Below are 18,469 nucleotides of genomic sequence, written 5' to 3'. Positions count from 1 at the left end.
CCGTGGAGGTTCTCGACGGGGCCGGCCCGGTCAGACGGACCGCGGGGGAGCGGTCGAGGCGCGGACCACCAGCCGCGTGGCCGCGGGGGTGCGCAGCGGGGCGGCGACGCCCTCGATCATGGAGATGAGCAGGCCCGCGGCCGCCGTGCCCTGGTCGCGCGGGTACTGCTCGATGGTCGTCAGTGCGAACATCTCCGCGTAGTCGTGACCGTCGATGCCGACCACGCTGAGCTGGGTCGGGACGGAGATGCCGAGCCGCCGCGCCGCGATGATGACGCCGATGGCGACCTCGTCGCAGGCCGCGACGATGCCCGTCGGGCGGTTCGCGGCGTCGGCGAGGAAGGACGCCGCCGCGGCGTAGGCGTCGGTGATCGTCAGGGTCGAGGGGACGGCGCGGATCCGCACGGCGAGGCCGTTGTCGTTCATCGCGTTGCGATAGCCGATGGAGCGCTCGTCGACGTCGCGCGCCGGCGCGTCCGTCGGGGGGGTGCTGCCCACGAACGCGATGTCGGTGTGCCCGAGCGTGATGAGGTGCTCGGTGATGATGCGGGTGATGGCGACGTTGTCGAGGCCGAGCGTGGCGATGTCGCCGAGCGCGTTGCCGATGCTCACCGTCGGCTTGTCGATCGCGACGAGGCGTTCGAGGTCGCTGTCGTCGGGCTCGAGGGCCACCGCGATGATGCCGTCGAAGCGCTTGCGGGCCAGGTAGGTGGAGTAGAGGCTCTCGCGGTCGCGGGAGCCGGGCTCCGCGACGTAGAGCGTGAGGTCGTAGCCGTGGGGGATGAGGGAGCGCTCGACGCCCTCCACGATGGCGCCGAAGTACCACCGGTTGACCTTGGGGACGATCAGGGCGATCGTGCGCGTGCGACCGGTGGCCAGGCTCACGGCGCTCGTGGTCGGGACGTAGCCCAGGGATGCCGCGGCATCGGTGACGCGTCGGCGCGTGCCGTCGGAGACGTAGCCGCCGCCGGTGAGGGCACGGCTCGCCGTCGACTTGGACACGCCCGCCAGGCGTGCCACATCGGCTATTCCGCTCATGGTGTCTTCCTCGGTGCTGCTGCCGACTGCGATGTCGACACGGAAGAACGATAACCCACACGCCGCAAACCTGGAACCGGTTGTCGTCGCCAAAATGTGCGTCTTCCCGCAGAAATACGCGGCGTTATCGCTTCGTGATATATCGATGTTGCGGGATTGTGAGATGTCCCTTACGGTTACCTGGAATCGGTTCCCGAGAGGAACTGATGCACCGACAGTGACTCGATGAGGAGGACCACATGGGCATGACACAGCGTCGTCGCCTTCTGGCGCCGCTTGCCCTGGCCGGCGTTGCCGGCATCGCTTTGGCCGGATGCTCGGGGGGACCCGGCGCCAGCAGCGGAGGCGGAGACGGCGGGGGCGACTCCAACGTCGTCACCGTCTATGGAACGATCTCGGACACCGAGGCCGAACTGCTGGAGCAGTCCTGGGCCGACTGGGAAGAAGAGAACGACATCGACATCCAGTACGAGGCGTCGAAGGAGTTCGAGGCGCAGATCGCCGTCCGTGCGCAGGGTGGCAACGCCCCCGACATCGCGATCTTCCCGCAGCCGGGTCTGATGCGCGACATGGCCGCGCAGGGCTTCCTGAAGGAGGCGCCGGAGGCCGTCCAGAACAACGTCAGCGAGTACTGGTCCGAGGATTGGGCCGGCTACGGGCAGTACGAGGGCACCCAGTACGGCGCCCCGCTCATGGCGAGCGTCAAGGGCTGGGTCTGGTACTCCCCGAAGCAGTTCGAGGAGAACGGCTGGACGGTCCCGACCGACTGGCAGGGCCTGCTCGACCTCACCGCGCAGATCCAGCAGACCACCAACACGCCCCCGTGGTGCATCGGCTTCGGCTCCGACGCAGCGACCGGCTGGCCGGGCACCGACTGGATCGAGGACATCGTCCTGCGTCAATCGGGCGCCGACGTCTACGACCAGTGGGTCGAGAACGAGATCCCCTTCACCGACCCGCAGATCGCCTCGGCGTTCGACGAGTTCGGCAAGATCGCCCTCAACCCCGACTACGTCAACGCGGGCTTCGGCGGCGTCGACACGATCGTCACGACGCCCTTCGGCGACCCGGCGACCGCGCTCGTCGAGGGCCAGTGCGCCCTGCACCACCAGGCCTCCTTCTACGACGGCTTCATCACCGACGCGGGCGGCACCGTGGCCGAGGACGGCGACATCTGGGCCTTCCTCACCCCGCCGTTCGAGGCCGGCGCCTCGGGTGACGTCGTCACCGGCGGTGGCGAGATCGTCGGCGCGTTCAGCGACGACGAGGCGACCCAGAAGGTGCAGGAGTACCTCTCCAGCCCCGAATGGGCCAACTCGCGCGTCTCGCTGGGCGGCGTCATCTCCGCCAACACCGGACTCGACCCCGAGAACGCCGACAGCGCGATCCTGCAGCAGGCCATCACGATCCTGCAGGACCCGTCGACGACGTTCCGCTTCGACGCCTCCGACCTGATGCCCTCCGCCGTCGGCGCGGGAACCTTCTGGTCCGGCATGAACGCGTTCGTGAACGGCACGCCCACCGCGACCGTGCTCGAGCAGATCGAGGCCGGCTGGCCCTCCAGCTGACCTGGATGCCGCGGGGCCGCCCCTCTCCGGAGGGGCGGCCCCGTCGGCTCCCTCGCAGTCCGTCGGCGCAGTCGAAAGGTTCATCATGCGCGAATTCCTGCAATGGCTGAGCACCCTCTCGCCGTTCCTGGAGATCCCGATCATCATCGGCGTCTTCCTGGCGGTCGTGGGTCTCATCCTCTTCCTCGTGGAGATCGCCCCGCGTCGCGGGCGCGGCTACACGATCGCCCGGCTCGCGGCCTGCGTCGTGACCCCGGCCCTTGTCCTGTGGCTCCTCCAGTCCTACCAGTGGGCCATCATCGCCGCCGCTTTCGTCGGCCTCGGCTTCTTCCTCCTCGACATGCGGGCCCGCAAGGGCGCCGGCTCGCTGTTCCAGCTGGTGGCGTTCCTCGCCCCGGCGATCCTGCTCCTCGTGGTCGGGCTCATCGTTCCGGCGGTCCAGACCACGGGTCAGGCGTTCTTCGACCGCGGCGGCGACACCTTCGTGGGCCTGGACAACTTCGTCTGGATCTTCACGCAGCCGCAGGGCCTGCGCGTCGTGCTCAACACGATCGTCTGGGTGGTCGTCACGCCCATCGTCTCGACCGTCGCCGGTCTGGCCTACGCCTACTTCATCGACAAGGCGCGCGGGGAGAAGTACTACAAGATCCTCGTGTTCCTCCCGATGGCGATCTCGTTCGTCGGCGCGTCCATCATCTGGCGCTTCATGTACACCTCCCGCCCCGCGGGTCAGGAGCAGATCGGCTTCCTGAACCAGGTCATCGTGTGGCTCGGCGGGCAGCCCGTGAACTTCCTGGCCGTGGAGCCGTGGAACACGCTGTTCCTCATCGTGGTGCTCATCTGGGTGCAGACCGGTTTCGCCATGGTCGTCCTCTCGGCCGCCATCAAGGGCGTGCCGACCGAGCAGCTGGAGGCCGCGGAGCTCGACGGCACCAACGCGTGGCAGCGCTTCCTGAACGTCGTCGTCCCCGGCATCCGAGGTTCCCTCGTCGTGGTCCTCACCACGATCGCCATCGCGTCCCTCAAGGTGTTCGACATCGTGCGCACCATGACGGCCGGTACCAACAACACGTCCGTCATCGCGAACGAGATGTACACGCAGCTGCGCAGCTTCGAGCAGGGACGGGCGGCGGCGTTCGCCGTCGTGCTGTTCGTGCTCGTCCTGCCGCTGGTCATCTACAACGCGGTGCAGCTGCGCAAGCAACAGGAGGTCCGCTGATGTCCGCCGTCGCCCCCATCGACCTGCCCGTCGACGACGCCACCAAGACGCAGCTCACCCGCGGGGAGCGCAAGGCCGAGCAGAGCGTGGCCTCGGGCGCCAAGAAGCGTCTGAGCTCCCGCGGCGCGACCATCGCCGCGCTCGTCATCGCGGTGCTGTGGACGCTGCCGACGTTCGGCCTGTTCCTGTCGTCGTTCCGCCCGCAGCAGCTCATCCAGAGCACCGGCTGGTGGACCGTCTTCCAGAACTGGGGCTTCACGCTCGAGAACTACGGCACCGCCCTGCAGGCCGGCAACAGCCAGCTGAACATGGCGGGCGCGTTCGTGAACTCGATCGCGATCACGGTCCCGGCCACGATCATCCCGATCTCGATCGCGCTGCTCGCGTCCTACGCCTTCGCCTGGATGGAGTTCCGCGGACGGAACATCCTGTTCATCCTCGTGTTCGCCCTCCAGATCGTCCCGATCCAGATGGCTCTGATCCCGCTGCTCCAGCTGTTCTCGGGCGGCACGATCTTCGGGATCCCCGTCATCCAGGGCATCGGTCAGGCCGGTTACGCCCAGGTGTGGGTCGCGCACACGATCTTCGCCCTGCCGCTGGTGATCTTCCTGCTGCACAACTTCATGTCCGAGATCCCGCGGGACGTCATCGAGGCGGCGCGCGTGGACGGCGCCGGGCACGGGCAGATCTTCTTCCGCGTCATCCTGCCGCTGACGATGCCCGCCGTGGCATCCGTCGCCATCTTCCAGTTCCTGTGGGTCTGGAACGACCTGCTCGTGGCGCTGATCTTCGCCGACGGCAACGTCGCTCCGATCACCAAGCTCCTGGCGGAGATGACCGGCAGCCGCGGTCAGGACTGGTACCTGCTGACGGCGGGCGCGTTCATCGCGATCGTCATCCCGCTCACGGTGTTCATCGCGCTGCAGCGCTTCTTCGTCCGCGGCCTCCTGGCGGGGTCGACGAAGGGCTGACGCGCTCACGACGAAGGGGGCGGCATCCGTGGGGGGATGCCGCCCCCTCTCGTGCGTGGGGGAGAGGCGGGTCAGCCGCCGCAGGACAGACGCGTGCGGATGTCCTGCATCGCGTCGAGCTCGGCCGACTGACCGGTGACGATGGTCTGCGCGACCTCCGCGACCCGCGGCTCGTCGCCCAGCTCGATGACCGCCTGGGCCATCGGGATCGCGCCCTGGTGGTGGCGGATCATGAGGTCGAGGAAGAGGCAGTCGGCGGGGCGGCCCTCCGCCTCCTGGAGCTGCGCGATCTCGGCATCCGTCGCCATGCCCATCTCGGCCATGAGCTCGTCCTGCGACAGCGCGGCGGTGTCGCCGTGACTGTGCTCGCCGGACGCCTCCATCCACGTCATGAGCGGCTGCGGGGAGGTCTGGGGGAGGCCCCATTCGACGAGCCAGCCGAACATCTCGCCGCGCTGGCCGGACTGCGCCGTCGCGATGTCGTAGGAGAGGGCGCGGAGCTCGTCGTCCGAGGTCTTGCGGTAGATCTCCATCGCCATCAGCACGGCCTGCGTGTGGTGCACCTGCATGTCACGGGCGAAGCCCGCGTCCGCCGACGTCGTGCTCGGCCGGGCGGGCGCGGCCGTCGCGCCGAACGCGGTGAAGCGTCCGATCGCGAAGGCCACGGCCACCACGGCGAAGACGGCGACGGCCGCGACGATCCACCGGACCGCCGGCCGGGCGACCGGGGCGTCGGTCATCAGGCCTTGCCCGGACCGTCGATCGCGCCGGAGCACGCGGCCTGCGGCTCGGGGACGTTCTGGCTGCGCCAGAACTCGGTGAAGAAGTCCGCGATGCGCGGGTCGGCGGGGTCGTCGACCTTGAGCTGGTGGTTCCAGCCGCTCACGGCGATGGGGGTGTCCATGTCGGAGTACGGCGAGAGGATGACGTAGCTCGAGGGCAGGACGGCCTTAAGGGTGTCGAGGCCCGCCTCGTCGACGCGGGCGGGGTCGTAGGTCACCCAGATCGCGCCGTGCTCCATCGAGTGCACGGCGTACTCGTTCTGCTGGGGCTCGGTGTAGATGCCGCAGTTCAGCCAGTACGGGTTGTGCGGCCCGCCGGCGGGCGGGTTCTGCTCGTAGTCCACGGTGCCCTGCACGTGGTCGGAGCGGTTCTCGAACGTCTGCACGCCGTCGGGCACCTCGCCGGTGCTGTTCTGCGCCTCGTACGTCGGAGCGGGCTCGGGCGCGAAGACGAAGGACGCCACGACGAGCGCGATGACGGCGACGCCGGCGGTGGATCCCACGACCCACCACACGAGCTTGCTGCGCTTACGGCGGGCGATCTGCTTCTGGTATTCGGCCAGCTTCTCCTGGCGCTTCTGCTCGCGCTGCTGCTTCTGGGAGAGCTCGATCTTGGCCTGCGTCGCGGGGTTGCCGCTCGCACGCTTGTCGGAGGGAGTGGTCATGCGGTGTGTGCTGTCTTCTCTGAGGGGGCGGGACACATCGGCAGCCGCCGACATCCCCAGCCTAGGCGGGTGAATCGTGATGGGTCCTGGGAGGAAACCGCGAGCGAACTCCGTCCGTCGCCGCCGCATTCCGGCCCGTCCCTGCGGGAGACGGGCATGGAGCCGCGCAGGGCCACACGCTAGGATGAACGATGTCGAATCGATTCGAGGTTCGATGCTCCCCCCGAATCTCCAGCCCGGTCCTCCGGGCTGTCCGTGTTGCGAAACGAATTGACGCGCGTGCTCGATACTGCCTCCACTCCCGTGATCCCCTCCTCCGCCGCCCGCGGGGCCGACCGTCGCCCCGCCACGGACGCCATCCGGACCCTCGGCGCGAACCCCGCGACGGCGCCCGTCGTCCTCCACCCCGGGGATGCCATCCCGAACCGCCGCCGCATCCTCTACATCGTGCTGTTGGGCGCGCTCACGGCGCTGGGCCCGTTCACGATCGACCTCTACCTGCCGGCGTTCCCGGTGCTCGAGGCCGACTTCCAGACCTCCGCGGCCGCGATCCAGCTCACGCTGACCGGCACCATGATCGGCTTCGCGCTCGGCCAGCTCATCGTCGGACCGCTCAGCGACAAGGTGGGGCGACGCATCCCGCTGCTGTCCGTGACGGCGCTGCACGTCTTCGCCAGCGCCTTCGCCGCCCTGGCCCCCACGCTCGAGACGCTGTCGATCGCCCGCGTGCTCATGGGCGCCGGCGCCGCGGCCGGCGGTGTCGTCGCCGCGGCGATCGTCCGCGACCTGTTCGGCGGCCGCCGGCTCGTCGTGATGCTGTCGCGCCTGGCCCTCGTCTCAGGCGTCGCGCCGGTCCTCGCGCCGCTCGCCGGCTCGGGCCTGCTGCTGATCATGCCGTGGCGGGGCATCTTCTGGGTGCTCGCCGCGTACGGCGTGATCATGCTCGTCTCGGCGATCCTCTTCGTGCCCGAGACGCTGCCGCCGGCCCGCCGGCAGGCGCACGGGTCCACGACCATCTGGCAGCGCTACGCCAGTGTGTTCCGCGACCGCGTCTTCATCGGCGTGCTCATCATCGGCGGCATGACCTTCAGCGGGCTGTTCTCGTACCTGTCGGCATCCTCGTTCCTCTTCCAGGTCAGCTACGGCTTCGACGCCCAGCAGTACGGCATCCTCTTCGCCGCCAACTCGGTCGGCGTCGTCGTCGGCGTGCAGGTGGCCGCGCGTCTCGCGGCGCGCTTCGGCCCCCAGTGGGTGCTGGCGGTGTCCACCTCGGTGCTCGTGCTGGCGGGCGGCGCGATCGTGCTCACCGACCAGCTCGGCCTCGGGCTGTGGGGGACGATCGTCCCGCTGTTCGTCTTCATGACCGCCTGCGGCTTCACCTTCCCTTGCGCCCAGGTGCTGGCCCTCGACCGGCACGGCAAGGCCGCCGGCACCGCGCAGTCGATTATCGGCGCGGCCAACTTCGGCGTCGCGGGCATCATCTCGCCCGTCGTGGGCCTGCTCTCGGGCGGGTCCGGCATCACGGCCACGACGATGGCCTCCGTCATGGTCGGCTGCGCCGCGATCGGCGTCGTCTCGCTCTGGACGCTCGTCCGTCCGCGCACCGTCGAGCGCCTCGCCCCCTGACCTGCGGGCGCAGACCGACGGCCGCGAACAGTAGCAGACCGGCCGTCGGTGTTCCGCTGACGTCTCCCGCCCGCCAGGATGGGTCGATGGATGCCACCGTCGCCGACGATCCGGTCCTCGACACCCGCCCGCAGCGTGCGCGGGCCATCGCCGGACTCGTCCTCATCGCCCTGACCTGCGGCCTCGGCGCGTGGGTGTTCTTCCGCGGTCCGAGCCCCTTCGCCGTCGACGTGTGGTGGAACGGGTTGTTCGCCGGGGCGGCCTCGCGGCCGCTGCTGGACTTCGCCTACGTCATGAACCAGCTGGGCGGCTACTACACAGCGATCTACATCGTCCCGCTCGGCGGGGCGCTCGTCCTGTTCCTCGTCGGTCGCCGGTGGTCGGCGCTGTACTTCCTCGTCGCCTCGGCGGCCAGCGCCGGTCTCGTGCAGGTGCTCAAGCAGACCTTCGGCCGTGCCCGCCCGGAGGACATCCTGGTCCTCAGCGACTACGGCTCATTCCCGTCGGGGCATACGGCCAACGCCGCCACGGTCGCGGTCGTGGCCGCGGTGGTGTTCCCGCACTTGTGGGTGCGCATCGTCGGGGTGGCGTGGGTGGTGCTGATGGCGTTCAGCCGCACCTACCTGCACGCCCACTGGCTGTCCGACACCATCGGCGGCACGATGGCGGGCGCGGGCGCCGCCCTCCTGCTCGCCGCCCTCTTCTCCCACCTGCGATCCCGGGACGACGACCGGCGCACGCTGCGACGACGACGGCGGGATGCCTCGATCTCGCAGCCGTCGTAGGCTGACGCGCATGAGCGAGCCCGGCCGGTCCGAGATCGATCCCGCGGTGGCGCGGCTGCGCGTCGAGGCGGAGGCGGCCGAGGCGGAGCTGCGGCTGGCCCGCGCCCGCGCCGACCTCGCCGAGGCGGAGGCCGCCGCCGCGCGTGCCCGCATGGCCGCCGCCGGGGAGGCCGCGCCGGCCGCGCCCGCCACCCCGGACGTGGGCCCGGCACCGGTGGCATCCGTCCCGCTCGATCCCGCGCAGGTCGAGGAGATCGCCCGGGGCTACGCGGCGGAGGGGCCGGCGCTCGACCTCGGCGTCCTCGTCAACGGCGGACCGGTGCCCGCGGTGCCGGTGCGGATCCCGCTGTCGATGGTCGCCCGTCACGGTCTCGTCGCGGGAGCCACGGGGACGGGGAAGACCCGGACCCTGCAGCTGCTCGCGGAGCAGCTCTCGGCGAACGGCGTCCCGGTCTTCGCGGCCGACATCAAGGGCGACCTGTCCGGCGTGGCGGCGCCCGGTGTCGCGAGCGAGAAGCTGTCCGCCCGCACCGCCGCGCTGGGCCAGCAGTGGACGCCGCGCGCGCGGCCGACGGAGTTCTTCGCGCTCGGCGACGACGCGGGGGCGGGCATCCCGGTGCGCGCCACCGTGTCGGGGTTCGGTCCGCTGCTGCTGAGCCGCGTCCTGGGCCTGAACGCGACGCAGGAGTCGAGCCTCGCGCTGGTGTTCCACTACGCCGACCAGAAGGGGCTCGCGCTCGTCGACCTGGCGGACCTGCGGGCGGTGCTCACCCATCTCGTCAGCGACGAGGGGAAGGCGGAGCTGAAGGGGATCGGCGGGGTGTCGTCCGCCACCGCCGGCGTCATCCTGCGCGAGCTCGTCGCGTTCGCCGCGGACGGAGCGGAGGGCTTCTTCGGCGAGCCCGAGCTCGACGTCGCGGTGTTCCTGCGGACGGCCGCGTCGGGCGAGGGGATCGTCAGTCTGCTCGAGGTGCCGAATGTCGCGTCGCGCCCCGCGCTGTACTCGACGTTCCTCATGTACCTGCTCGCGGAGCTCTTCGAGATGCTCCCCGAGGTCGGCGACGTCGACAAGCCGAAGCTCGTGTTCTTCTTCGACGAGGCGCACCTGCTGTTCCGCGATGCGTCGAAGGACTTCCTGGCCGCGATCACGCAGACGGTCCGGCTCATCCGGTCCAAGGGCGTCGGGGTGTTCCTTGTGACGCAGACCCCGAAGGACGTCCCCGCCGACGTCCTCGCGCAGCTGGGCTCTCGCGTGCAGCACGCGCTGCGCGCCTTCACGCCCGACGACGCGAAGGCGCTGCGGGCCTCGGTCCGCACCTATCCGGAGTCGGGCTACGACCTCGAACGGGTGCTGCAGGAGCTCGGCACCGGCGAGGCGATCGTCACGGTGATGGACGAGCGCGGCCGGCCCACGCCCGTGGCGTGGACGCGGATGTTCGCCCCGGAGGCGTCGATGTCGCCGATCCCCGCCGACGAGCTGTCGTCGGCCGTGGCGGCATCCCCTCTCCTCGCCCGGTACGGGACCCCCATCGATCGCGAGTCGGCGCGGGAGATCCTCGGCGCGCGGCTGGAGGCGGCCACCGTCGCCCGGGAGGCGGAGGAGCGGGCCGAGAAGGACGCCGCGGACCAGGCCGAGTACGAGAAGCAGAAGGCGGCGATCGACAAGGCGCACGCCGCGGCGCAGAAGAAGGCGCAGCGGGAGTACGACCGGATCCTGCGCAGCACCGCCGCCCCCTCGCGACGCTCGTCCGCCCCGACCGCGCCGCTGGACGACCTGCTCGGCCGCGGGGCGACGAAGAGCATCCTCTCCGGCGTCATCCGGGGCCTGTTCGGCACGGGCCGCCGACGCTGACCCGCGCTCCCGTCAGGGGCGACGGACCGGGAGCGGCATGGTCGACGTGTCGATGAGGGGGTCGCGGTCCTGCCGGTCGACGACCGCGCGCGCCTCCTCGGCCGTCTCCACGGCGGGGACCGAGCCGAGCAGGGGACGCTTCGCCGTCTCGCGCATCGCGAGCAGGGCGACCAGCCCCAGCGCGGCGAAGAACATGATGTAGAACGCCGGCATGAGCGTGTTGCCGGTCCAGGCGATCAGGGCCTGGCTGAACAGCGGGGTCGTGCCCCCGAACAGCGACACCGCGACGTTGTAGGCGACCGCCATCGCACCGAACCGGGACGCCGTGGGGAAGAGGGCGGGGAGCGCCGACGCCGAGATCGCGACGTAGAACGCCACGGGCACGGCGGCCATCACGAGCGCGATCATGACGGCCCACAGCTCGCCGATCTGCATGATGAGGAACGCCGGCACCAGCAGGACGAGGGCGGAACCCGCCGCGATGGCGTAGACCGGTCGGCGGCCGATCCGATCGCTCAGCCGGCCGATGAGCGGGAGCGTCGCCGACATCACGAGGAGCACGGGGACGGTGGCGACGGCGGCGAAGAGGTTCGACACGCCGACCTCGCGTTCGAGGTAGGTCGGCATATAGCTGGTCAGCGCGTATCCGGCCGTGTTGGTCGCCGCGACCAGCGCGATCCCGATGAGCAGCGCCCGCCAGTGATGGCGCAGGATGCCGCGGAGACCCTGCCGTGCCATCGGGTCGTCGGCGTCCGGCACCCGGTCGGACTCCGCCGCGTGCGTCTGCTCGAAGGACGGCGTCTCCGGGATGCGCAGCCGGAAGTAGATCGCGACGATGCCCAGGGGGATCGCGAGGAGGAACGGGATGCGCCAGCCGTACTCGACCATCGCGTCGTCGCCGGAGATCGAGGTCGTGATCGCGGTGGTGACGGCGACCGCCGAGGCGCCGGCGGCGAAGCCGACGTACGACCCGACATCGAGCCAGGACGACCAGAAGCCGCGACTGCGGTCGGGGGAGAACTCCGACACGTACGTCGTCGCGCCGGCGTACTCGCCGCCGGTGGAGAAGCCCTGCACCATCTTGAGCAGGTAGAGCGGGACGATGGCCCACAGGCCGATCGCGGCGGAGGTGGGCAGGACGCCGATGAGCGCGGTGGCCGCCGCCATCATCGCCATCGTGAGGAAGAGCACCTTCTGGCGCCCGATGCGGTCGCCGAGGGGGCCGAGCACGAAACCGCCGAAGGGGCGCACGAGGAACGAGATCGCGAAGCCGAGCAGCGTCACGAGCAGGCCCCACGGGTCGGGCAGCTCGGGGGTGAACACGAGGGTCAGCGTGACCGCGAGGTAGCCGTAGATCCCGAAGTCGAACCACTCCATGAAGTTGCCGACCACGGTGCCGCCGATAGCGGTGCGCACGCGTCCCTTGTCCACGACGATGACGTCGTCGACCTCGAGCCGGGGGGTGCGGGATGCCTTGTGACCTGGGGGGATCATCCTTCTAGGAGTACTCGCATCCCTTCGCGGATGCCAGCCGGGCGGACGTCAAGCCCGCCATCTGCGACCGTGGCCGGGCGTAGCTTGACGGCCATGAGCGCGTTGACCACCCCGACCGGCCGCGAACCGGCCCTGGTCGCCCAGCCCCGTCCCGACGGCTCCGCGCCGCTCGCCCTCGTCCTCGGCGCGACCGGCTACCTCGGCGGCCGGCTCGTCCCGCGTCTCCTCTCCGCCGGCTACCGGGTGCGCGTCCTCGCGCGCGACGTCCGTCGCATCCAGGCCTTCCCGTGGGGCGGCGACGTCGAGTCGGTCCAGGGCGACGCCACCGACCCGGTGGCAGTGGGTGAGGCCGTCGAGGGCGTGGACGTGCTCTACTACCTGATCCACTCGATGGGCGGCGGGCGCGACTTCGAGAGCACCGACCGGCGGGCGGCCCGGACGGTCGCGGACGCGGCGGCCGCGGCATCCGTGTCCCGCATCGTCTATCTCGGCGGTCTGCACCCGACCGACACCGAGCTGTCCGCCCACCTGCGCTCCCGCGTCGAGGTGGGGGAGATCCTCCTCGGCAGCGGGGTGCCGACGCTCGTGCTGCAGGCGGGCGTGGTGATCGGCTCGGGCTCGGCCTCGTTTGAGATGGTGCGTCACCTGACCGACGTGCTGCCCTACATGCCCGCGCCGAAGTGGGTGCGCAACCACATCCAGCCGATCGCGGTCCGCGACGTGCTGCACTACCTGCTGGGGGCGGCCCGCGTCGCGCCGAACGTCAACCGCGCCGTCGACATCGGCGGACCGGACGTCCTGCGGTACGGCCAGATGATGAACGGCTATGCGCTCGAGGCGGGGCTGCACCAGCGGCCGATCGCGTCGCTCCCGGTGCTGACGCCGCGCCTGGCCTCGCACTGGGTCAACCTCGTCACGCCCATCCCGAAGGCCATCGCGCGTCCGCTCGTGGAGTCGCTGCAGAACGACTGCGTCGTCAAGGACCGCGCGGTGGACGACCTCATCCCGCGCCCCGCCGAGGGGCTCATGCCGTACCGGGACGCCGTCCGTCTGGCCCTGCGCCGCGTGAACGACGACGACATCGAGACGAGCTGGCTCGACGCCGAGGTCTCGGGCGTTCCCAGCGACCCGTTGCCGAGCGACCCCGACTGGGCCGGGCGGCTCGTCTACACCGACGAGCGCACCATGCGGACGACCGCGAACGCGGCGCAGCTGTGGTCGGTCATCGAGGGCATCGGCGGCGAGAACGGGTGGTACTCGTCGCCGCTGCTGTGGGCCATCCGCGGGTGGATGGACCGGCTCGTGGGCGGCGTCGGGCTCGCCCGCGGGCGCCGCAGCCGCTCCGTCGTGACGGTGGGCGACGCCCTGGACTTCTGGCGGGTCGAGGCCATCGAGCCGGGACACCTGCTGCGGCTGCGCGCGGAGATGAAGGTGCCGGGCGGGGCGTGGCTCGAGCTGCGTGCGTCCGCCGAGGGCGAGGGGGCGCGCTTCGACCAGCGCGCGCTGTTCTTCCCGACGGGCCTGGCGGGCCGGCTGTACTGGATGGCCGTCCTGCCGTTCCACGGTCTCATCTTCAGCGGCATGGCCCGGCGCATCACCGCCGCCGCCGAGCACGTGCAGCGCGAGAACCCGGAGCCGAAGGCCGAGGCCGGGCGCATCGCCCCGGCGGTGCCCGAGGTCGAGACCACCGCGTCGGCCTAGGCTGGAGCGGTGCCGCACAACGCTCGGGTCATCACCGTCTCGGACCGCTCCGCCGCGGGGCTCCGCGAGGACCGCGGGGGGCCGCTGGCCGTCGCGCTGCTGCGCGAGGCCGGTTTCTCGTGCGACGACCCGATCGTCGTGCCCGACGGCGCGGACAGCGTCGAGGGCGCCCTCCGACGGGTCGTCCCCGGCGCATCCCTCGTCGTGACGACCGGCGGCACCGGCATCGCCCCGACCGACCGCACGCCGGAGGGGACGGCCCGCGTCCTGGACCGGGAGCTGCCGGGCATCGCCGAGGAGCTCCGCCGGCGCGGCCTGGCCGACACCCCGATGGCGGTCATCTCGCGGGGGCTCGCCGGCATCGTCGACCCGGGCACGCTCGTGGTGAACCTGCCGGGGTCCACGCGGGCGGTCGCCTCGGGGATCGCGGTCGTGGCCGAGCTCGCCCCGCACATCGTCGACCAGCTCGCCGGAGGAGACCACTCATGAGCACCACCCCTGCGTCCGCGGTGCGGATCGCGCGCCTCTCGGAGACCCCGCTCGATCTGGACGCGCACCTCGACGCGGTCGAGGAGTCCTCGTCGGGCGCCGTGACCACGTTCGTCGGGCGCGTGCGCGACACCGATCCGGACGCCTCCGACGCGGTCGTGGCCCTCGAGTACAGCGCGCACCCGGATGCCGAGCAGGCGCTGCACCGCATTGCGGAGGACGCCGCCGCCGGCACCGACGCGATCGTCGCGGTCAGCCATCGCATCGGCCGGCTGGGCGTGGGGGAGGCCGCGGTCGTCATCGCCGTGGCATCCGGTCATCGCGCCGCCGCGTTCGAGGTCTGCCGCACCGTGATCGAGACGATCAAGACCGACCTGCCCGTGTGGAAGCGCCAGGTCGAGGCCGACGGCACGACCGCCTGGAAGGGCCTCGGCGGCTAGCGAGCGGCTAGCGAGCGGCGCAGCAGTCGGCTCAGCCGCCGGCGAACGGCGGCAGCACGTCCACGTGGGTCGCGCCGTCGAGGGGCGCGTCGTCGTCGCGGCGGGTGCCGTCGACGAGCACGGCGCACCGGTCCAGGATGCCGCCGAGCGCGGGGTGGTCGGCGACGACGGCGCGGCGCAGCCCGGCGAGCGAGGACTCGCCCCGCTCCTCGGCGTCGGTGCCTGCGGCGTCCGCGGCCGCGGCGAAATACCGGACCCGCACGCTCACGATCCCTCTCTCGGACGGCGCCAGTCGCCGGACTTGCCGCCGGTCTTGGACACGATGCGCACGTTCTCGATGGACGTGCCCTTGTCCATCCCCTTCACCATATCGACCACCGCGAGCGCGGCGACGGACACGCTCGTCAGCGCCTCCATCTCGACGCCCGTGCGGTCGGCGGTGCCGACGGTGGCCTCGATCTCCACGCCCTCGTCGGTGATGGCCAGGTCGACCGAGGCGCGGTGCACGCCGATGACGTGGGCGAGGGGGAGGAGGGCGGGCGTGGACTTGGCGGCCTGGATGCCGGAGATGCGGGCCACCGCCAGGACGTCCCCCTTCGGGGCGGTGCCGTCGCGGAGGGCGTCGACCACCGCGGGCGCGCACCGCACGAAACCGCGGGCGGTCGCGGTGCGGACGGTGGGCTGCTTGAGGGTGACGTCGACCATGCGGGCGTGGCCCGCGGCATCCAGGTGGGTGAAGGTCATGGGATCAGCATGACATCGAGCGGGTCGCCCACGGCGACGGTCGACACCTCGGCGGGCACCACGGCGAACGCCTCGGCCCGCGCGAGGGAGGCGGCGAGGTGCGATCCGGACCCGCCGGCCGTCGCCGGACGCACGGTGCCCGCGACGAGGTCGATCGCGGCGGGGAGGTACTGCCGGCGGCCGGGCGGGGTCGTCCAGGTCTCGGATGCCGTGAGCCGGGCGATCCGCCGGTCGATCGTCGTCCGGCCCTGCAGGGCCAGCAGTGCCGGGCGGACGAACACCTCGAAGGACACCGCGACGCTCACCGGGTTGCCGGGGAGGCCGAACACGAGCGGCCCGTCGTCGAGGACGCCGAAGGCCTGCGGCTTGCCCGGCTGCATCGCGACCTTCTCGAACGCGATGCGGTCGGACAGCGCCAGGCGCACCGGCTCGTAGGCTCCGGCGCTCACCCCTCCGGTGAACACCACGACGTCGAGGTCCGCCGCGCGCGCGAGGACCGCGTCGATCCCGGCCGGGTCGTCGCCGACGCGATCGACGAGGGCGACCTCCGCGTCGGCCCCGGCGACGAGCCCGGCGAGAAGCGTCGCGTTGGAGTCCGGCGTCTGCCCGCGGCCGGGGACCTCTCCGGGGGCGACGAGCTCGCTGCCCGTCGACACGACGGCCACGCGGGGGCGACGGCGCACGACGACCTCCGCGACCCCGGCGGCCGCGGCGGCGGCCAGGGCGAAGGGCCCGAGGCGCTCGCCGGGGGAGAGCACGGTGGCCCCGGCGCGCGTGTCGCCGCCCCGGCGGCGGATGAAGGCACCGGATGCCGCGGGGGCGCGGAGCACCGTCACCGTCCCGAGCGAGTCGGCGAGGCCGCCCGCGGTGTCCTCGAAGGGCACGATGGCGTCGGCGTCCGCCGGGACGGCGGCTCCCGTCATGATGCGCGCCGCCTCCCCGGGCGCGAGTGGCGGGTCGTCGGCGGTGCCGGCCGGCAGGTCCGCCGCGACCTCCAGGGTGACGGGGCTGTCGGCATCCGCCCCCGCCACGTCGGCGAAGCGCACCGCGAACCCGTCCATCGAGGAGTTGTCGACGCCGGGGAGGTCGTGCGCGGCATGCACGGGCTCGGCGAGCGTGCGGCCCGCGGCGTCCGCGAGCAGGACGGTCTCGACGGGGAGGGCCGAGACGGCCGCGAGCACGCGGGCACGATGCTCCTCGACGGTGCGGAGGTCGCTCATCACGGGGTCCTTCCGGGGGTCAGGGGGATCACGTCCTGCCGCGCGCGCAGCGCGTCGATCACGACGAGGCGGCCGAGCAGCGGGTCGCCGGCACCGGTCACGAGCTTGACGGCCTCGGTGGCGAGGAGCCCGCCCACCTGCACGCACAGCGAGCCGAGCACGCCGACCTGGGCGCACGTGGGCGGCTCTCCGGCGGATCCGGGCGGGAACAGGTCGCCCAGCACGACGGGCGCGTACCCCTCGGGCGGGTGCGACCAGAACACCGTCACCTGTGCGGCCCATTCCTGCACGGCTCCCCACACCAGGGGGATGCCGAGGGTCTCGGCCGCGGCGGCGACGGCCTCGCGCGTGTCGAAGGTGTCGCTGCCGTCGATGACGAGGTGGGCGCCGGCGAGCAGGTCGACGGCGTTGCCGGGGACGAGCCGGACCTGTCGTTCGTGGACGACGGTGAGGGGCGACAGGTCGCGGACGGCGCGGGCGGCGGACGTCGTCTTGGGCGTCCCGATGTCGTCGACGCGGTGCGCGAGCTGACGCTGCAGGTTGGTGCGTTCGACGATGTCGTCGTCGACGACGACGAGCTCGCCGACGCCCGCGGCCGCGAGGGCCAGCAGCACGGGGGAGCCGAGACCGCCGGCGCCGACGACCGCGATCCGGGCGTTCGCGAGACGGCGCTGGCCCTCTTCGCCGATCGCGGCGAGCACGGCGTGTCGTGCGGTGCGGATCAGCTCCTCGGGCGCGAGGGCGTCCACCGGCTCGACGAGCGGTCTCATCCGCCGATCGCGCTCATGGTGCGTTCCGGCTGGACGAAGTCCTCCCGCGCCAGACCCACGGTGTCGGAGCCGTGGGCGCGGGGCTTGGCCCACATGGCATCCCGCCAGATCTGCGCGAGGCCCGCGTCGGTCGTCCCGTCGCGGAGGGCGGCGAGGAGGTCGGTCTCCTCGTGCGAGAACAGGCACGAGCGCACCTTGCCGTCGGCGGTCACGCGGGTGCGCGTGCACGCCGCACAGAACGGCTCGGTGACCGAGGAGATGATCCCGACGTGGCCGGCGACGGCGGTCTCGCCGGTGCGGCGCACCTCCCAGCGCTCGGCGGGGGCGGCGCCGCGACCGCGGGGGTCGGCGGTGAGGACGAAGGCCTCCTCGATCGCGGCGCGGATGTCGCGGGCGGGGATGACGTTCATCGCGGACCAGGAGCGGTCGCCGTCCAGCGGCATGTCCTCGATGAAGCGCATCTCGAAGCCGTTCGTCACCGCCCAGTCCACCAGGGGGACGACCTCGGTGTCGTTGACGCCGCGCAGCAGCACGGCGTTGATCTTGATCGGGCCGAGGCCCGCCGCACGGGCCGCCTGCAGCCCCGCGAGCACCTTGTCGAGGTGCGGGCGGCGGGTGAGCTCGGCGAAGGTCTCGGGGTGCAGGGTGTCGAGCGACACGTTCACGCGCGTGAGTCCGGCGTCCGCGAGCGCCTGGGCGCGACGGTCGAGGCCGACGGCGTTCGTCGTCATCGAGATGGGCAGGTCCGGGTTGTCCTCGCGGATGCCGGCGATGATGAACTCGAGGTCCTTGCGCACGAGCGGCTCGCCGCCGGTGATGCGCAGCTCCTCGGCGCCGAGCGACTGCACCGCGACGCGGACGATGCGGCGGATCTCGTCGGTGCTCATCAGCTGCGACTGCGGGAGCCACGGCATCCCGTCGGCCGGCATGCAGTACGTGCAGCGGAGGTTGCACTTGTCGATGACCGACACGCGCAGGTCGGTCGCCACGCGGCCGAAGCGGTCGAGGAGGCCCCCCTCCTGCGGGGCGCCGGTCGTGCGGATGGCGCCGAGCGTCACGGGGACCGCTCTCGGGGTCCCGGTCACGTGCTCGGCATCCATGGGTC

Annotated in this window: 18 protein-coding genes; 9 read left to right on the top strand and 9 right to left on the bottom strand. The window is 71.8% G+C overall.

Annotated features, from left to right (window positions below):
* Nucleotides 1-30: 30 nt before the first annotated feature.
* Nucleotides 31-1,038, bottom strand: coding sequence for a LacI family DNA-binding transcriptional regulator (locus ACO03V_RS14095; RefSeq protein WP_367733563.1), 1,008 nt, complete (start codon nt 1,036-1,038; stop codon nt 31-33).
* 239 nt (nt 1,039-1,277) lie between these two features.
* Between ACO03V_RS14095 and ACO03V_RS14090 the strand changes: the two genes are divergently transcribed.
* The 3 genes from ACO03V_RS14090 to ACO03V_RS14080 all read left to right on the top strand — a co-directional run bounded on the left by ACO03V_RS14090 (nt 1,278) and on the right by ACO03V_RS14080 (nt 4,796).
* On the top strand, nt 1,278-2,606 hold the full coding sequence (locus ACO03V_RS14090; RefSeq protein ID WP_367733564.1) for an ABC transporter substrate-binding protein: 1,329 nt from the start codon (nt 1,278-1,280) through the stop codon (nt 2,604-2,606).
* Between the two features lie 85 nt (nt 2,607-2,691).
* Nucleotides 2,692-3,825: a carbohydrate ABC transporter permease gene (locus tag ACO03V_RS14085; RefSeq protein WP_367733565.1), complete on the top strand. Its 1,134-nt coding sequence runs from the start codon at nt 2,692-2,694 to the stop codon at nt 3,823-3,825.
* The gene (locus ACO03V_RS14080; protein WP_367733566.1) at nt 3,825-4,796 is read left to right on the top strand and encodes a carbohydrate ABC transporter permease; all 972 of its coding nucleotides are present in this window, start codon (nt 3,825-3,827) and stop codon (nt 4,794-4,796) included. Before ACO03V_RS14085 ends, ACO03V_RS14080 begins: the two co-directional genes overlap by 1 nt.
* A gap of 71 nt (nt 4,797-4,867) precedes the next feature.
* Here ACO03V_RS14080 and ACO03V_RS14075 read toward each other — a convergent pair whose 3' ends face one another.
* Complete coding sequence (locus ACO03V_RS14075) at nt 4,868-5,536, bottom strand: DUF305 domain-containing protein (RefSeq protein WP_367733567.1); 669 nt, start codon at nt 5,534-5,536, stop codon at nt 4,868-4,870.
* Nucleotides 5,536-6,243, bottom strand: a complete 708-nt coding sequence (locus tag ACO03V_RS14070) for a DUF3105 domain-containing protein (RefSeq protein ID WP_367733568.1) — start codon at nt 6,241-6,243, stop codon at nt 5,536-5,538. The genes ACO03V_RS14075 and ACO03V_RS14070 overlap by 1 nt, the downstream gene beginning before the upstream one ends.
* 279 nt (nt 6,244-6,522) lie before the next feature.
* On the opposite strand from ACO03V_RS14070, the gene ACO03V_RS14065 reads away from it, so the two are divergent.
* The 3 genes from ACO03V_RS14065 to ACO03V_RS14055 all read left to right on the top strand — a co-directional run bounded on the left by ACO03V_RS14065 (nt 6,523) and on the right by ACO03V_RS14055 (nt 10,506).
* The gene (locus ACO03V_RS14065; RefSeq protein ID WP_367733569.1) at nt 6,523-7,869 is read left to right on the top strand and encodes a multidrug effflux MFS transporter; all 1,347 of its coding nucleotides are present in this window, start codon (nt 6,523-6,525) and stop codon (nt 7,867-7,869) included.
* Nucleotides 7,870-7,955: 86 nt separating this feature from the next.
* Nucleotides 7,956-8,654 (top strand): phosphatase PAP2 family protein, encoded by a 699-nt coding sequence (locus ACO03V_RS14060; protein ID WP_367733570.1) that lies wholly within the window; start codon nt 7,956-7,958, stop codon nt 8,652-8,654.
* Nucleotides 8,655-8,664: 10 nt separating this feature from the next.
* The gene (locus ACO03V_RS14055) at nt 8,665-10,506 is read left to right on the top strand and encodes a helicase HerA-like domain-containing protein (RefSeq protein ID WP_423138019.1); all 1,842 of its coding nucleotides are present in this window, start codon (nt 8,665-8,667) and stop codon (nt 10,504-10,506) included.
* Nucleotides 10,507-10,518: 12 nt separating this feature from the next.
* On the opposite strand, the gene ACO03V_RS14050 is transcribed toward ACO03V_RS14055, so the two are convergent.
* Nucleotides 10,519-12,000: an MFS transporter gene (locus ACO03V_RS14050; protein WP_423138018.1), complete on the bottom strand. Its 1,482-nt coding sequence runs from the start codon at nt 11,998-12,000 to the stop codon at nt 10,519-10,521.
* 93 nt (nt 12,001-12,093) lie between these two features.
* Here ACO03V_RS14050 and ACO03V_RS14045 point away from each other — a divergent pair, with 93 nt between their 5' ends.
* From ACO03V_RS14045 to ACO03V_RS14035, 3 genes are read left to right on the top strand one after another with little or no spacing between them, the layout of a single operon-like run.
* Nucleotides 12,094-13,701 carry an SDR family oxidoreductase gene (locus ACO03V_RS14045; RefSeq protein ID WP_423138017.1) on the top strand — a complete coding sequence of 536 codons (1,608 nt, stop codon included), beginning with the start codon at nt 12,094-12,096 and terminating at the stop codon, nt 13,699-13,701.
* A gap of 9 nt (nt 13,702-13,710) precedes the next feature.
* On the top strand, nt 13,711-14,190 hold the full coding sequence (locus ACO03V_RS14040; RefSeq protein ID WP_423138016.1) for a MogA/MoaB family molybdenum cofactor biosynthesis protein: 480 nt from the start codon (nt 13,711-13,713) through the stop codon (nt 14,188-14,190).
* A complete protein-coding gene (locus ACO03V_RS14035; RefSeq protein ID WP_423138015.1) occupies nt 14,187-14,630 on the top strand; it encodes a molybdenum cofactor biosynthesis protein MoaE in 444 nt (147 codons plus the stop codon). Before ACO03V_RS14040 ends, ACO03V_RS14035 begins: the two co-directional genes overlap by 4 nt.
* A 31-nt stretch (nt 14,631-14,661) precedes the next feature.
* Here ACO03V_RS14035 and ACO03V_RS14030 read toward each other — a convergent pair whose 3' ends face one another.
* From ACO03V_RS14030 to moaA, 5 genes are read right to left on the bottom strand one after another with little or no spacing between them, the layout of a single operon-like run.
* Entirely contained in the window at nt 14,662-14,898 is a 237-nt protein-coding gene (locus ACO03V_RS14030; RefSeq protein ID WP_423138014.1) for a MoaD/ThiS family protein, read from the bottom strand.
* Nucleotides 14,895-15,374 carry a cyclic pyranopterin monophosphate synthase MoaC gene (gene moaC, locus ACO03V_RS14025; RefSeq protein WP_423138013.1) on the bottom strand — a complete coding sequence of 160 codons (480 nt, stop codon included), beginning with the start codon at nt 15,372-15,374 and terminating at the stop codon, nt 14,895-14,897. Before moaC ends, ACO03V_RS14030 begins: the two co-directional genes overlap by 4 nt.
* Nucleotides 15,371-16,594, bottom strand: a complete 1,224-nt coding sequence (gene glp, locus ACO03V_RS14020; RefSeq protein ID WP_423138012.1) for a gephyrin-like molybdotransferase Glp — start codon at nt 16,592-16,594, stop codon at nt 15,371-15,373. The genes moaC and glp overlap by 4 nt, the downstream gene beginning before the upstream one ends.
* On the bottom strand, nt 16,594-17,364 hold the full coding sequence (locus ACO03V_RS14015) for a HesA/MoeB/ThiF family protein (protein WP_423138011.1): 771 nt from the start codon (nt 17,362-17,364) through the stop codon (nt 16,594-16,596). Before ACO03V_RS14015 ends, glp begins: the two co-directional genes overlap by 1 nt.
* Complete coding sequence (gene moaA, locus ACO03V_RS14010; RefSeq protein WP_423138010.1) at nt 17,361-18,464, bottom strand: GTP 3',8-cyclase MoaA; 1,104 nt, start codon at nt 18,462-18,464, stop codon at nt 17,361-17,363. The genes ACO03V_RS14015 and moaA overlap by 4 nt, the downstream gene beginning before the upstream one ends.
* Nucleotides 18,465-18,469: the final 5 nt, after the last annotated feature.

Source organism: Microbacterium sp. HMH0099 (assembly GCF_049384025.1).
In the GTDB taxonomy this organism is placed as follows: Bacteria; Actinomycetota; Actinomycetes; order Actinomycetales; family Microbacteriaceae; genus Microbacterium.
Note: the sequence above shows the minus strand (reverse complement) of the source record. Positions and strands in the feature narration are given on the sequence as shown.

What these genes read in the sequence shown, in the direction of transcription:
- moaA (WP_423138010.1), bottom strand. Translation starts at nt 18,464, where the DNA reads ATGGATGCCGAGCACGTGACCGGGACCCCGAGAGCGGTCCCCGTGACG.
- ACO03V_RS14015 (WP_423138011.1), bottom strand. Translation starts at nt 17,364, where the DNA reads ATGAGACCGCTCGTCGAGCCGGTGGACGCCCTCGCGCCCGAGGAGCTG.
- ACO03V_RS14055 (WP_423138019.1), top strand. Translation starts at nt 8,665, where the DNA reads ATGAGCGAGCCCGGCCGGTCCGAGATCGATCCCGCGGTGGCGCGGCTG.
- ACO03V_RS14050 (WP_423138018.1), bottom strand. Translation starts at nt 12,000, where the DNA reads ATGATCCCCCCAGGTCACAAGGCATCCCGCACCCCCCGGCTCGAGGTC.
- ACO03V_RS14060 (WP_367733570.1), top strand. Translation starts at nt 7,956, where the DNA reads ATGGATGCCACCGTCGCCGACGATCCGGTCCTCGACACCCGCCCGCAG.
- moaC (WP_423138013.1), bottom strand. Translation starts at nt 15,374, where the DNA reads ATGACCTTCACCCACCTGGATGCCGCGGGCCACGCCCGCATGGTCGAC.
- ACO03V_RS14085 (WP_367733565.1), top strand. Translation starts at nt 2,692, where the DNA reads ATGCGCGAATTCCTGCAATGGCTGAGCACCCTCTCGCCGTTCCTGGAG.
- ACO03V_RS14090 (WP_367733564.1), top strand. Translation starts at nt 1,278, where the DNA reads ATGGGCATGACACAGCGTCGTCGCCTTCTGGCGCCGCTTGCCCTGGCC.
- ACO03V_RS14045 (WP_423138017.1), top strand. Translation starts at nt 12,094, where the DNA reads ATGAGCGCGTTGACCACCCCGACCGGCCGCGAACCGGCCCTGGTCGCC.
- ACO03V_RS14080 (WP_367733566.1), top strand. Translation starts at nt 3,825, where the DNA reads ATGTCCGCCGTCGCCCCCATCGACCTGCCCGTCGACGACGCCACCAAG.
- ACO03V_RS14075 (WP_367733567.1), bottom strand. Translation starts at nt 5,536, where the DNA reads ATGACCGACGCCCCGGTCGCCCGGCCGGCGGTCCGGTGGATCGTCGCG.
- ACO03V_RS14070 (WP_367733568.1), bottom strand. Translation starts at nt 6,243, where the DNA reads ATGACCACTCCCTCCGACAAGCGTGCGAGCGGCAACCCCGCGACGCAG.
- ACO03V_RS14035 (WP_423138015.1), top strand. Translation starts at nt 14,187, where the DNA reads ATGAGCACCACCCCTGCGTCCGCGGTGCGGATCGCGCGCCTCTCGGAG.
- glp (WP_423138012.1), bottom strand. Translation starts at nt 16,594, where the DNA reads ATGAGCGACCTCCGCACCGTCGAGGAGCATCGTGCCCGCGTGCTCGCG.
- ACO03V_RS14095 (WP_367733563.1), bottom strand. Translation starts at nt 1,038, where the DNA reads ATGAGCGGAATAGCCGATGTGGCACGCCTGGCGGGCGTGTCCAAGTCG.